A 12,360-nucleotide genomic window follows, 5' to 3' on the forward strand; every position below is an offset into this window, starting at 1 on the left:
ACTCAGGCATGTCAAAAGAAACCAATCGCAAAGCGGTGTTGATCGCCGTAATGCTTGCGAACTTCCTCTCCGCCATCGACGTGTCGATCGTCGGCACGGCGATGCCGACGATTATCGGCACGCTCGGGGGCTTGCCGATCATGTCGTGGGTGTTCTCGGCGTTCTTGCTTGCCTCCACCGTCACGGTGCCGATCTACGGCAAACTGTCCGACCTCTTCGGGCGCAAAGTCATCTTCATGCTCGGCGCGATCTTCATCATCCTCGGCTCGATTCTCTGCGCGATGTCCGGTTCGATGGAGCAGTTGATCATCTTCCGCGTGGTCCAAGGTCTCGGCGCCGGCGGGATCATGGCGGTCGCGACGACGATCATCGGCGATATCTTCACCGTGGAAGAGCGGGGCAAGTTTCAAGGACTGCTCGCCAGCGTCTGGGGCATCTCCGCTGTCATCGGCCCGCTGCTCGGCGGTTTGATGATCAAATTCCTCTCCTGGGAGTGGGTGTTCTACATCAACGTCCCGGTCGGCATCATCGCGATGCTGGTGCTGTTTGTCTCGCTGCACGAAAACATCGAGCGCAAAAAGCACAAAATCGACTACATCGGCTCGTTTACGCTCGCCGTCTCCATGACGTCGCTGCTTTTGGCGCTGCTTTCCGGCGGTTCGCAGTACGCGTGGGGGTCGATCCAGATCATCGGCTTGTTCGTGTTGGCGGTGGTGGTGTTCATTTGGTTTTTCATCAACGAACGCCGAGCGGCGGAACCGATGATTCCGTTTGAATTGTTCAAAAACCCCACGATTTCCGTGTCTTCCACCGCGAACTTCTTGAGCGGCGCGGTGCTGATGGGCCTGAACTCGTACATTCCGTCCTACATCCAGGGCGTGGTCGGCGATTCTCCCACGATGGCGGGGATGGTGCTGATGCCGCTCTCGATCGGCTGGCCGCTCGCGTCGTTTATCGGCGGACGCCAACTGACCAAGTGGAGTTTCCGCAACACTTCGATTGCCGGTCTTGCGTTTATCGCCGTCGGGACGGTGCTGATCACGTTCACGTCGACCTCGATCGGCCTCTGGTATCCGATGATCGTGCTGTTCGTGATCGGCTTCGGCATGGGCCTCTCGACGCTCTCGTTCACCGTCGCGGTGCAGACGGCCGTCACGTGGAACCAGCGCGGGATCGCGACCGCTTCGCTGCAATTTGTGCGCTCGCTGGGCTCGGCGGTCGGCGTGGCGATCATGGGCGCGCTGATGAACGCCAAAATTCTCAGCGACCTCACGCAAAAGGGCATCGCCAACCCGCTGGATGCGACGAACGCGCTGCTTGACGAAACGCGCCGTCCGCATCTGCCCGCCGATTTGCTTGCGACGCTCTCCAATGCGTTTGGCGCCGGCTTGCACGACACGTTCTTGCTGATCGCCGCGTTCGGCATCCTCGGTTTTGCGGTGACGCTCGCCTTCCCACGGAAACAAGTTGTGGCGGGGGAAGGAAGCTGAAAGCGGTATCATTTGCGTAGTTAATAGAAGGAACAGAAGGGACTTTGCCTCCGGGCAGGGTCCTTTTTTTCATTGCCGCCAAAAACATGCCCATATTCCGAAATGAATACATCTCCCGACATCCCCCTACAGATGCCCAACGTTTTCCGCCTTCCTTTGACAAGATGCTCGCTCATTCAAAAATCGCCTTCTTTTAAACGGTGTTATATTGAACTCAACACAAAAACATGACAACAAAAGAGGTGAATCAACATGGGAGTCATTCTAACCGCCCTTGGCCGCTACCTTCCCGAAAAAATCATGACCAACAAAGAGCTCGAAACGATCGTCGACACGTCCGATGAATGGATTCGCACCCGCACCGGCATTCACGAGCGCCGCATCGCCGCGCCGGAAGAAAGCACCTCGGTGTTGGCGATCAAAGCCGCTCAAGAAACGATCCGCAAGCGGGGCATCGATCCGGCGGAGATCGACTTGATCGTGGTCGCCACGATGATGGCCGACAGCCCGTTTCCGTCGACCGCTTGCAAAGTCCAGCACGCCGTCGGCGCTGTAAACGCCGCCGCGTTTGATGTCGCCGCCGCGTGCTCCGGCTTCGTCTACACCTTGGAAACCGCCGCGCAGTACATCAAAGCCGGCACGATGAAAAACGCACTCGTCATCGGCTCGGAAGTGTACTCGCGCTTTCTCGATTGGGAAGACCGCGCTACCTGCGTGCTGTTCGGTGACGGAGCGGCTGCCGCGTTCCTCGAAGCGGACAACGTCGACCACTTCCTCGGCTGCGTGCTCCGCTCCGACGGTTCGGGCGAGTCGCTGCTCCACATGCCGGCGGGCGGCACCGCCGTTCCGGCAACGGCTGAAACGGTCGAAAACCGCCAGCACTTTTTGAAAATGAAAGGTCTGGAGCTGTTCCAACAAGTCGTGCCGATGGTCTGTGACGCTCTGCTTGACACCGCGGACAAAGCGGGCGTCGACTTGAGCGAAGTCGCGCTGATCGTGCCGCATCAAGCGAACGTCCACATCATCGAAGCGGTCTCCGATGCCCTCGGCATTCCGATGGAGAAGTTCATGATCAACATCGAGAAGTACGGCAACACGTCCGCCGCTTCCGTGCCGCTGGCGCTGATCGACGCCCATGAGCAAAACCGCTTGCAGCCGGGCGATCTGGTCTTGATGGTCGGGTTTGGAGCCGGGTTGACCTGCGCGGCTTCGCTGATTCGCTGGTCGCCTGCGTTTGTCGCGTGAAGATCGGCATCGACATCACCCACCTCGAAGACTTCACCCACTTTGACGAATCGGCGGTCGGCGTCGTGTTTTCCCCGCGTGAATGGACTGAAGTCGACGAGCATCCGAACCATTTGGCCTGCAAAGCGGGACGGTTCGCCGCCAAAGAAGCGGTGTTGAAAGTCCTCGAATGCGGGTTGGGTGAAATCGAGTTGGTGGAAATCGAGATCTTGAAAGCTCCGAGCGGCAAACCTTGCGTCACCCTCAGCGGGCGGGCGCTGGAAAGTTTTCACCGACACGCTCTGAACCAATTGGAACTGTCGATATCGCATCACCGGGACTACGCGGTGGCTGTTGCCGTCGCCGCCCCGTAACGAGAGAGGAGTCTGGACATGCCGAGATTACAAGGGATCGTCTTTGAAAACAGCCGCGGCCAAGAGCTCGTCGGCGTCATGCACCACGGGCAGGGCGAAGGCCCGCACCCGTGCTTGATCGTCTGCCACGGCTTTGCCGGAACCAAGATCGGAGGCAGCCGCCGGTTCGTCGAGTTCGGCCGCTATGCCGCCGCGCGCAACGTCTCGATCTTCCGGTTTGACTTTGCCGGTTCGGGTGACAGCGAGGGCGAACTGGTCGACTTGACGCTCGACAACGAGCTTGACGATCTGCAAGCGGCGATTCGCGCCGTTGCCGCTGTCCCCGGCGTCGACCCGGAGCGCATCGGAGTTGTCGGGCACTGCATGGGAGCGGTCACCGCCCTGCGCGCCGCCTCCCGCAACCCGTCGATCTGGCGCACGATCGCGTGGGCGCCGTTCACCGATTTGTCCGACACGATGCGCCGCTTGATCGGCGAAGATGCGATGAGCGTGTTGGAAGACGGAGACGAAGCGGATTTCCTCTACCAAGAACAGCTGTTCACCGCAGGCCCCAAGATTTTGGACTACGCGCTCGACCTCGACATGGTGCAGGAAGTTTCGAAGATCAGCCATCCGCTGCTGCTCATCCACGGTACTGAAGATGCCACCGTGCCGCTTTCGCAAGTGGTGGACCTCTTGGAGCAAGTCGGCCGCAAACCCGGACTGAAGCGCTTGGAAGTGATCGAGGGCGGCCATCATTCCTTCCCGTACCACCAGCAAGAGCTGTTCCAACTCACTCTGGACTTCGTTCAGGAAAAAATCCCCGCAGGAATGGAGCGATAACTCATGACGCAAACCCACGTTTTGACCCCGAACTTTGAATCGTTTGCATCGGCAGTCGCCGAGCGCTTGAACCTCGACGCGGAAAAAATCCAACCGGACGCATTCTGGGTGCGCGACGTCGGCGTCTCTTCTGTCGACATCGTCAAAGTCGTCATGCTGATCCGTCAAAAATTCGGCGTCAAAGTTCCGACCACCGCCGCCGGCAAAATCAAAACCGTGCAAGACGCATTCCAACTGCTGGAGGGAGCTTTTGCATGAGCCGGACGCTCACAGCCGATGAGTCCCTCGTCCTGGACGCGATTCGCGCTTTGCCGGAGCAAGCTTACAAGCTGGTCGCGTTCGACATGGACGGCACGCTGCTGAACGCCGAGCACGCGCTTTCGCCGCGCACCGTCGCCGCTGTGCAGGCAGCGGCGGAACACGGCCTGCACGTCTTGCTGGCGACAGGACGCATGGCGAGCGCCGTTCGCACCCACTTGGACCGCTTGCAAACGCCGGGTCTCGTCGTCTCGCACAACGGGGCGGTCGTCAAGGATTTGCACACGGGCGAGATCTGGCACAACCAGACGATCGCACCGTCGGTGGTCAACCGCGTCCTCGAACTGGTGGAAAAAGTGGAGGTGCAAGCGCTGCACTTCAACTACGACGAAGATATCCTGCTCGTGCACAAGAACCGACACAGCGACGATTTCGCCCGCGACCTCGGAGTGGCGTTAACCTATGTCCCGTCCTTGCGCCATCGGGAGGACCTTCCGACGTCGATCCTCTTCATGGACAAAAAGGAGGTCTGCGAAGACCTGCTCGCCGATCTGCACGTGGCGTGCGGCGAAGCGTTCGACTACGTGTTGATCCCGTGGAACGAAGAGCGCTGGCAGTTCCAGCTCTTGCCGCCGCACACCTCCAAGGGACACGGCGTCCTGCGCGTCGCGGAGAAACTCGGAATCGCCCCGCAAGAGATCATCTCGTTTGGCGACTCCTACAACGACATGGAGTTGATCTCCGAGACCGGGCTTGGCATCGCGATGGGCAACGCAGTGCCTGAACTTAAACAAGCGGCGCGCCTGATCACGCTTGCTCATGACCAAGACGGCGTCGCGGTCGCGTTGGAAGCGTTGATGAAGCGGGGGCGGGCATGACGACGATCCGCTATGCCGTCCTGTTTCCCGGCCAAGGTTCCCAATACGTCGGCATGGGCCAAGAGATCGCGGCCCGATCCCCCAAAGCCCACCGTATGTTTGAAGCCGCCGAGATGATCAGCGGCCTGCCGATTCGAACGCTCTGCGCCGAAGGTCCGGAAGCCCTCTTGCAAGAGACCGCCAACACGCAGCCCTGCCTGCTGGTTTCGTCGCTTGCCTGTTATGAAGCGTTGCTGGAAAAAGCGCCCGTGCGCCCCGCGTTCGCCCTCGGCCACAGCGCCGGCGAATTTGCCGCGCTGGTCGCAGCCGGCGCGCTCTCGTTCCCGGACGCCGTGCGTTTGATCCAAAAGCGCGGCGAACTGATGGGGAACATGGAGGACGGCGGGATGGCGGCGCTCAAAAACGTCTCGCTTCAAACTGCCAGCGAAATCTGCGAACAAGCGGTGGTGCCGGGCGGAGCGCTCGTCACCGCCAACGTGAATTCACCGAATCAAATCGTCATCTCCGGCGACAGCGATTCGATTGAAGAAGCGGTGATGCACTGCTTGGAGCGCGACATCGAAGTCGTGCCGCTCTCCGTCTCCGGCGCGTTCCACTCGCCGCTGATGCAGCCCGCCGCCGACGAGTTCGCCAAAACCCTGTCCCGCGCGACGTTCGAGCACGCCCAGATTCCGGTGGTCTCCAACGTCACGGCAGAGCCGACGGTGGACAAACGCCTCTGGCCGGAACTGCTCGCCAAGCAGATGGTCTCCCCGGTGCTGTTTGAACCGTCGATTCGCGCGCTCGCCGAACAGGGAGTGACCCTGTTTCTGGAAGTCGGCCCGAAACAAGTGCTGTCCCGCCTGATTCGCCGCATCTTGCCGGACGCCGAAACTCTGCACGTCGAAGACGACGCGAGCCTCCAAGCTGCCGTGTCCCGCCTGCAGGAACTGGCGGACGGCACCCCAACCCGAGAGGAGAATTCCGATGCCGTTTCTTTCCGTTGACACCTGGAGCGTGCCTTCCGTCGAAGTCAAAAAACAATTTCTCTACGCAGCCACCCGCCGCACGTCTGAGCTGCTGAACATCCCGCCGGATAAAATCCAAGTGCTCATCCGCGAGTCCGCTCCGGAGAACTGGTCGAAAGCGGGGGCGCACGTCACCGACGCCGACTTCGCCGCCAAAACCCGCCTGACCGATTGGAACACCTCGTACGACGACGGATCGTCGCCGATCGAGAACATGACGATCATCACCATCGACGTCTGGAACGTCTACACCCAAGAGCAAAAAGACGCATGGGTGCGCGAGTTGACCCTGCTGTGCGGCGAAACGTTCGGGACGCCGGCCGACAGCACGCTGATCTTGGTTCGCGACATGGCGCCCGGCAACTGGGGCCAAACCGGCGTCACAGGCGCCTCGGCAAAGTTTTTGGCAGATTCCCGCCGTTTGCATGTTGATTTTTCTGTAAAAATGTAACTTACTTAGAAAAGGGGAAGAAATCCATGTTGAACATCGACACCAAACAACTGCTCGTCGTCAATCATTTTGAAATCACCGAGAACTCGCAGGCATCCGTCGAGGCGCTGTTCACCGCAAGCGAAGCGCGCAAATCCCTGAAACACGCCGTGCTCTACAAGGGTCTCTCCGACAACCGATACGTGCTGCTCTACGAAGTGGCCGACTTTGCCGAATGGCAAGCGAAGCTGGAATCGGCGGCGTACCGCGAGTTCGTGCAAGAGTTGACCCCGTACCTCGCGTCCGACTTCCACCAAGAGATCGCAGGTCTCGTCGAAGCGGTACGCGACCGCGAGACGCTGGCTCCGACCACGCCGTTTATGCAACTGCGCCACATCGAAGTTCCGCTCTCCGGCATCGAGCCGTACCTCGACTGGCGCCGCCGCCGCATCTTTGAATACGTCAAGAAAAACGACCTCGTCGGCTCTTTCCTCGCGTTCCACAGCGTCGTCTCCACCACGCCGGGCGTCCTGTTCGTCGTCGAGTTCTCCCATGATCCGGTCGAGTACCGCAACTCGTTCTTGACCCCGGAATACCAAGTGATCATCAAAGAAGCGGGTCACGACCACATCAAGGGCGGCCTGAACACCGTGGAATACCAACTCGCCGTGGCACCGCTCGCGCTGCAAAGCTCGCACTAATTCGACAGACAAAGGAGATCGGAGAGACATGGAAGCATTGAAAGGCAAAGTCGCGATCATCACCGGCGCAAACCAAGGCATCGGCCTCGCCGTCGCGAAATCGCTCGCAGCAGAAGGCGTCTCGCTCGGCCTTGGCTCGAACAAAGCGGACGAACTTCGCGCGGCGGCAGACGAACTCCGCGCGGCAGGCGCAAACGTCGTGGACGTCCCCCTCGACGTTCGCAATCCGGTTCAAGTGGAAGACCTCGTGAAACAAACGTTGGAAGCGTTCGGCACGATCGACTTCGTGATCAACAACGCCGGCGTCACCTACTTCGGCGGCGTGCAACAGTGCACGGAAACCGAATGGGACGACACGCTGAACATCAACGTCAAAGGCTATTTCCTGCTGACCAAAGCCGTCCTCCCGACCTTGATCGAGAAACAGGGCGGACACATCATCAACATGTCTTCGATTTGGGGCAAAAAAGGCTCCGCGACGATGGTGGCGTACTCCACTTCGAAATTCGCCATCGAAGGCTTCACCCAAAGCTTGATCGAAGAAGTCAAGCCGCACGGCATCAAAGTGACGTCCATCGTGCTCGACAAAGTGGACACCCAGTTCCGCGACAACATGACGGCGTTCGTCAACTTCTCAGAGGAACAAAAAGCCCGCATGATCACCGCCGAGGATGTGGCGGACAGCGTCTTGTATGCTCTTTCGTCCTCGCCGCGCAGTCTGCCGGCGTCCATTCACTTGGATGCGTATCTCTGGAAGTAAAATAGTCAGCCGGACGAGGCTTTGAACTTCAAAGCCTCTCTGCCTATTCTCGGGAGTGATAAAGAAATGAACAATTGGCTGATTTACGTGTTGTTGGTGTTCTCCACGGTCTTCTGGGGCGGCAATTTTAACGCCGGGAAGCTCGCCGTCGAGAACTTGCCGCCGTTCACCGCCGCCGCTCTGCGCTTCGGCTTGGCGTCCATCGTCATGCTCTTGATCTTGTTTGCCAAGGAGAAAGTCAACAGAGAAGCCCTGAAGCAAAACTTCCGGTCGTTCGTGCTGCTCGGCTTGATCGGCGTGTTCGGCTTCAACGTTCTGTTCTTCGTCGGCCTCAAATACACGTCGGCGGTCAACGGCTCGCTGATCATGGCGACCAACCCGCTCGTCACGGTTTTGTTTGCGATCTTGATTCTCAAGGACAAATTCACCGCGCAACGCGCCGTCGGTTTCGCGCTCTCCCTGATCGGCGTCGTGGCCGTCATCTGCAAAGGCTCGCTGACCGTCCTGACCTCGCTGAACTTCTCCGTCGGCGACTTGATTATTCTCGGGGGCAACATCTGCTGGGCGCTCTACGGCGTGCTCGGCCGCAAGATCGTCAAAAACAGCACGCCGCTGTTGACCACCACGGTCACGATGGTGATCGGCGCGATCGTCATGATTCCGTTTGCGCTGGCGGAAACGCAAAAGATGCCGCTGCTTGACCAATCAGGCTCCGTCTGGGGCGCGATCCTGTTTATGGCGCTGCTCGGCTCTGTCCTCGCGTATCTCTGGTGGAACCAAGGCATCGCGAAAATCGGCGCGGGCAACACGTCGATCTTCTTCAACCTCGTGCCGGTCTTCACGATGGTGATTACCGTCATCTCGGGTTCTTCCGTCACGTTGGCGCAAATCGTCGGCGGTCTGCTTGTCATCTCCGGCGTGGTGTTCTCGTCCGGTCTGATCAAATTCAAGCCCAAAGCGCAGGTTGCGGAAGCAGGCGTCGCGGCCAAAGGCAAATAGAGAGGAGGAACATCAGTGGTGCATGTTCTCGTCACGATGAAAGACAACCCGAACGAACCGGAGGCGCTGGCGGAATACAAACGCCGCGCCACCGCCATTCGCGACGGATACGGGGCTGAACTCGTCTTGCGCATGAACGTCGGCGAACGCCTCGTAGGCGCTCTTGCGGAAGAGTCGATCCGCCTCTTGCGCTTCCCGTCTGCAGACCATGTGCGCGGCTGGCTGAACGACCCGCGCTATCTGGAGATCATTCCGCTTCGGGAAAAAGGGTATGAGCGCGTCACCGTCACGATCCTCGAAGACATTTCCTAAAAACATATCCTGAAAGGAGCTGGCCCTCATGCAAAAACGCACCCTCGGAGCATCCGGCCTGCAAGTCAGCGCGATGGGTCTGGGCTGTATGGGCATGTCCGAATACTACAGCGGCCGTGACGAATCCGAATCGCGGCTGACGATCGACCGGGCGCTGGAGCTTGGCATCACGTTTTTTGACACCGCCGACCAATACGGCTTGGGCCACAACGAAGAACTGGTCGGCAAAGCGTTGCGCCCGCACCGCCGCGACGTCGTCCTCGCGACCAAGTTCGGGTTCGTGCGCGACGCGCAGGGCAACTTGATCGAAATCAACGGACGACCGGAGTATGTGAAGCAAGCCTGCGAAAACTCGCTGCGCCGGCTGGGCACCGATGTGATCGACTTGTACTACCTGCACCGCGTCGACCCGAAAACTCCGATTGAAGAGACGATCGGAGCGATGTCTCAACTGGTGCAAGAGGGCAAAGTCCGCGCCATCGGGCTCTCGGAAGCGTCGCCGTCGACGATTCGCCGGGCGCACGCCGTGCATCCGATTGCGGCGTTGCAGTCGGAGTATTCACTGTGGAGCCGCGATGTGGAAGACGAAGTGTTGCCGACCGTCCGTGAACTGGGCATCGCGTTCATTCCGTACTCGCCGCTGGGCCGCGGGTTTTTGACCGGTGCGATCCAGCGGTTTGAAGACCTCGCGCCGGACGATTACCGCCGGACGTCGCCGCGTTTTCAAGGCGACAACTTCGACAAAAACCTCGAACTCGTCGCGCGCATTCGCAGTATGGCAGCCGAGAAAAACTGCACGCCGTCGCAACTCGCGCTGGCGTGGCTGCTCGGCCAAGACCAAGGGATGATCCCGATCCCCGGCACCAAGCGGCGCTCCTACCTCGAAGAAAATGTCGGCGCTCTGTCTGTGTTGCTGACCGAGTCCGACGATGCGCGCATCAACGACGTCGCCCCGCAGGGCGCGGCTTCCGGCGTGCGCTATCCGGCAGGCGCACTGGCGCTGCTCGACAAGTAAACCCTGCAAGCAAACCTTATTTGGATGCAAAAAATCCCCTGAGGCGCAACCCTGCACGCGCCAAGGGGATTTTTTTAGGAATGGGGGGCGGGATCGTCGGAGTACGCTTTCAGTTTCTCTTCCACGATCTTTGAGAACGCGGAGTTCTCTTGCAAAGCAAATACCGACTGCGACTTCTCAAACATCGCCATGATGCGGTTGCGGTCCCGGCCGAGCTGTTCGAGGGCGATGCCGCGTTGGAAATACAACTCGCCCAGCAGGTACATCGTGTCATGCCGCAAACAAATCAAGATGCCCTGCTGCGTGAGCTTCATGGACTCAGCGTATTTACCCCGGTTGTACAGCGCTTTGGCATAGTTGTACAACACGCGGATTTTGATTTTCTGGTCTTCGAGAATCGGCATGTTTTGGATCGCGGATATGCATTCGCGGAACACTTCGCACGCTTTCGGGTAGGAGTCTTCCTCCATATAGAGGATGGCGAGCGAGTTTAAAATTTCCACCGTCCGTTTGGTTACGAACTTCGTGCCTTTGCCGATCTCAGCGGCTTCCGTCAGGAATTCCACGGCCGTCGGTAAGTCGCGGTCGATGTAGTACGCCGCGATACCGCGATGCCAGAGGATGAACTGGCGCGCCAACGGCTCTTGAAACGGCAGATTGTCACGCTCGTTCTCCAAGAGATCGGCGAGAAGTCGGTAGTTCCGCTCCCGCACCGCTTCCCTCATCAGTTCAAACGTCTGTTTCACATAATCATAGCGAGGGTTTGCCGCCATGCTGTACAAGTAGTCAATCGTCACGTCCAGACGTCTCGCCAGTTCGTACAACGTGTTGGCGTTGGGGATCACTTCGCCTTTTTCGATCTTGCTGAGCTGCCCTTGCGTGCAGATCGAAGCGGCCAGTTCTTTTTGCGTCATCTGTAGATTCACGCGCAAATCCTTGATGATCTTTCCGATAACAAATTGCTCCATGCACACCTCACTGATATATTCGGAAATGAATATCCGTTCATAGTATACCATAAAAAAATTATAAAGAGATAAGTGATTCTGTCAGGTCCTCCCAGACGCCGAACGCATAGAATCTGGGAATTCTATAAGATAGAGACAGAGAGATAAAAAGTTAACGAAAGCGACAGGGGAGAGAAAACCACATGAACAAACACACGAAATGGAAACTTGCCTTGGCTTTAGTCCTGACGGTTGCAGGAGGGACCAGCTACTCGTTGATCACCCACACGACGGTTCACGTGGCCACAGATGTCGATCTTCCGCCGTGCCATTAAAAGCACACCCAAACGCCCGATTCCGCTCTGGAATGGGGCGTTTTTTCACAAGCGGCGCACGGAGTCGATTGTCGGACAATTCCTCCCTATGGTATGATAGCCTAGAACTTATCTGCCCAAGTGGAGTAGAGTTGCTGGAATTGCCAAAGGAGGGCATGTATGTTTTTTGGTGGATTTGATGTCAATGAATTTCTGTTTCGTGCATTGGCGTTTTTGATTGCGATCACGCTGCACGAATATGCGCATGCGATTGTCGCGTATAAGCTCGGAGACCCGACGCCCAAGGCGCAAGGCCGTCTCACGCTCAACCCGATCGCACACTTTGAATTGATCGGGACGTTGATGCTGTTGTTCGCGCCGATCGGCTGGGCGCGCCCGGTGCAGTTTAACCCGTATAACTTCAGGGGCAACAAGCGGGTCGGCACGATTCTGACGACGCTTGCCGGACCGGTGGCGAACTTGATCGTGTCGATTGTGTTTTTGGCGCTGTATCTCGGGATGTTCAGACACAACTGGGTGACCGATGATGCGTGGCTGAGCTTCTTCCACAATTTCTTCTTGACGACGTTCTCGTTGAACCTGTACTTGTTCGTGTTCAACTTGATCCCGATTCCGCCGCTGGACGGCTATTGGATTTTGCGAGACCTGCTGCCGCGCAAAGTGGCGTATGATCTGACGCCGTTTGAGAAGTACGGTTCGTTCATCCTCTTGCTGCTCATCTTGACCCCGTTCTTCGGCTACGTGGTGTCTCCGATCGTCGGCGCTATCGCCAACGGGATCGGGAGCCTGCTGTACTGGATCTGATTTC

15 protein-coding genes are annotated in these 12,360 nt (G+C 58.4%); 14 read left to right on the top strand and 1 reads right to left on the bottom strand.

Annotated elements, in window-relative coordinates:
* Positions 1-8 precede the first annotated feature (8 nt).
* The 13 genes from EL26_RS04125 to EL26_RS04185 all read left to right on the top strand — a co-directional run bounded on the left by EL26_RS04125 (position 9) and on the right by EL26_RS04185 (position 10,270).
* Positions 9-1,490: an MDR family MFS transporter gene (locus tag EL26_RS04125; RefSeq protein ID WP_038084871.1), complete on the top strand. Its 1,482-nt coding sequence runs from the start codon at positions 9-11 to the stop codon at positions 1,488-1,490.
* A gap of 252 nt (positions 1,491-1,742) precedes the next feature.
* The gene (locus EL26_RS04130) at positions 1,743-2,735 is read left to right on the top strand and encodes a beta-ketoacyl-ACP synthase III (protein WP_038084874.1); all 993 of its coding nucleotides are present in this window, start codon (positions 1,743-1,745) and stop codon (positions 2,733-2,735) included.
* Complete coding sequence (locus EL26_RS04135) at positions 2,732-3,088, top strand: holo-ACP synthase (protein ID WP_052035974.1); 357 nt, start codon at positions 2,732-2,734, stop codon at positions 3,086-3,088. The genes EL26_RS04130 and EL26_RS04135 overlap by 4 nt, the downstream gene beginning before the upstream one ends.
* A gap of 18 nt (positions 3,089-3,106) precedes the next feature.
* A complete protein-coding gene (locus EL26_RS23420; RefSeq protein ID WP_052035975.1) occupies positions 3,107-3,910 on the top strand; it encodes an alpha/beta hydrolase in 804 nt (267 codons plus the stop codon).
* A gap of 3 nt (positions 3,911-3,913) precedes the next feature.
* The gene (locus EL26_RS04145) at positions 3,914-4,168 is read left to right on the top strand and encodes an acyl carrier protein (RefSeq protein ID WP_038084876.1); all 255 of its coding nucleotides are present in this window, start codon (positions 3,914-3,916) and stop codon (positions 4,166-4,168) included.
* Complete coding sequence (locus EL26_RS04150; protein ID WP_038084879.1) at positions 4,165-5,046, top strand: Cof-type HAD-IIB family hydrolase; 882 nt, start codon at positions 4,165-4,167, stop codon at positions 5,044-5,046. The genes EL26_RS04145 and EL26_RS04150 overlap by 4 nt, the downstream gene beginning before the upstream one ends.
* A complete protein-coding gene (gene fabD, locus EL26_RS04155) occupies positions 5,043-6,032 on the top strand; it encodes an ACP S-malonyltransferase (protein WP_052035976.1) in 990 nt (329 codons plus the stop codon). Before EL26_RS04150 ends, fabD begins: the two co-directional genes overlap by 4 nt.
* Entirely contained in the window at positions 6,013-6,504 is a 492-nt protein-coding gene (locus EL26_RS04160) for a tautomerase family protein (protein WP_038084882.1), read from the top strand. The genes fabD and EL26_RS04160 overlap by 20 nt, the downstream gene beginning before the upstream one ends.
* A gap of 26 nt (positions 6,505-6,530) precedes the next feature.
* Positions 6,531-7,184 (top strand): hypothetical protein, encoded by a 654-nt coding sequence (locus EL26_RS23425; RefSeq protein WP_052035977.1) that lies wholly within the window; start codon positions 6,531-6,533, stop codon positions 7,182-7,184.
* 28 nt (positions 7,185-7,212) lie between these two features.
* Positions 7,213-7,944: an SDR family NAD(P)-dependent oxidoreductase gene (locus EL26_RS04170; RefSeq protein WP_038084886.1), complete on the top strand. Its 732-nt coding sequence runs from the start codon at positions 7,213-7,215 to the stop codon at positions 7,942-7,944.
* A 66-nt stretch (positions 7,945-8,010) separates the two neighbouring features.
* Entirely contained in the window at positions 8,011-8,943 is a 933-nt protein-coding gene (locus EL26_RS04175; protein ID WP_038084889.1) for a DMT family transporter, read from the top strand.
* Between the two features lie 15 nt (positions 8,944-8,958).
* The gene (locus tag EL26_RS04180; protein WP_038084894.1) at positions 8,959-9,255 is read left to right on the top strand and encodes a DUF1330 domain-containing protein; all 297 of its coding nucleotides are present in this window, start codon (positions 8,959-8,961) and stop codon (positions 9,253-9,255) included.
* A gap of 28 nt (positions 9,256-9,283) precedes the next feature.
* Positions 9,284-10,270: an aldo/keto reductase gene (locus EL26_RS04185; RefSeq protein ID WP_038084896.1), complete on the top strand. Its 987-nt coding sequence runs from the start codon at positions 9,284-9,286 to the stop codon at positions 10,268-10,270.
* Between the two features lie 74 nt (positions 10,271-10,344).
* On the opposite strand, the gene EL26_RS04190 is transcribed toward EL26_RS04185, so the two are convergent.
* Positions 10,345-11,238 carry a helix-turn-helix domain-containing protein gene (locus EL26_RS04190; RefSeq protein ID WP_038084899.1) on the bottom strand — a complete coding sequence of 298 codons (894 nt, stop codon included), beginning with the start codon at positions 11,236-11,238 and terminating at the stop codon, positions 10,345-10,347.
* A 473-nt stretch (positions 11,239-11,711) separates the two neighbouring features.
* On the opposite strand from EL26_RS04190, the gene EL26_RS04195 reads away from it, so the two are divergent.
* Positions 11,712-12,356, top strand: coding sequence for a site-2 protease family protein (locus EL26_RS04195; RefSeq protein ID WP_052035978.1), 645 nt, complete (start codon positions 11,712-11,714; stop codon positions 12,354-12,356).
* The last annotated feature ends 4 nt before the right edge of the window (positions 12,357-12,360 follow it).

This window comes from Tumebacillus flagellatus (assembly GCF_000714935.1).
GTDB classification, from domain to species: domain Bacteria; phylum Bacillota; class Bacilli; order Tumebacillales; family Tumebacillaceae; genus Tumebacillus; species Tumebacillus flagellatus.

Bases quoted from the DNA above. Each gene is read 5' to 3' on its own strand.
- EL26_RS04125 (WP_038084871.1), top strand. From the start codon at position 9: ATGTCAAAAGAAACCAATCGCAAAGCGGTGTTGATCGCCGTAATGCTT.
- EL26_RS04130 (WP_038084874.1), top strand. From the start codon at position 1,743: ATGGGAGTCATTCTAACCGCCCTTGGCCGCTACCTTCCCGAAAAAATC.
- EL26_RS23420 (WP_052035975.1), top strand. From the start codon at position 3,107: ATGCCGAGATTACAAGGGATCGTCTTTGAAAACAGCCGCGGCCAAGAG.
- EL26_RS04145 (WP_038084876.1), top strand. From the start codon at position 3,914: ATGACGCAAACCCACGTTTTGACCCCGAACTTTGAATCGTTTGCATCG.
- EL26_RS04150 (WP_038084879.1), top strand. From the start codon at position 4,165: ATGAGCCGGACGCTCACAGCCGATGAGTCCCTCGTCCTGGACGCGATT.
- fabD (WP_052035976.1), top strand. From the start codon at position 5,043: ATGACGACGATCCGCTATGCCGTCCTGTTTCCCGGCCAAGGTTCCCAA.
- EL26_RS04160 (WP_038084882.1), top strand. From the start codon at position 6,013: ATGCCGTTTCTTTCCGTTGACACCTGGAGCGTGCCTTCCGTCGAAGTC.
- EL26_RS23425 (WP_052035977.1), top strand. From the start codon at position 6,531: ATGTTGAACATCGACACCAAACAACTGCTCGTCGTCAATCATTTTGAA.
- EL26_RS04170 (WP_038084886.1), top strand. From the start codon at position 7,213: ATGGAAGCATTGAAAGGCAAAGTCGCGATCATCACCGGCGCAAACCAA.
- EL26_RS04175 (WP_038084889.1), top strand. From the start codon at position 8,011: ATGAACAATTGGCTGATTTACGTGTTGTTGGTGTTCTCCACGGTCTTC.
- EL26_RS04185 (WP_038084896.1), top strand. From the start codon at position 9,284: ATGCAAAAACGCACCCTCGGAGCATCCGGCCTGCAAGTCAGCGCGATG.
- EL26_RS04190 (WP_038084899.1), bottom strand. From the start codon at position 11,238: ATGGAGCAATTTGTTATCGGAAAGATCATCAAGGATTTGCGCGTGAAT.
- EL26_RS04195 (WP_052035978.1), top strand. From the start codon at position 11,712: ATGTTTTTTGGTGGATTTGATGTCAATGAATTTCTGTTTCGTGCATTG.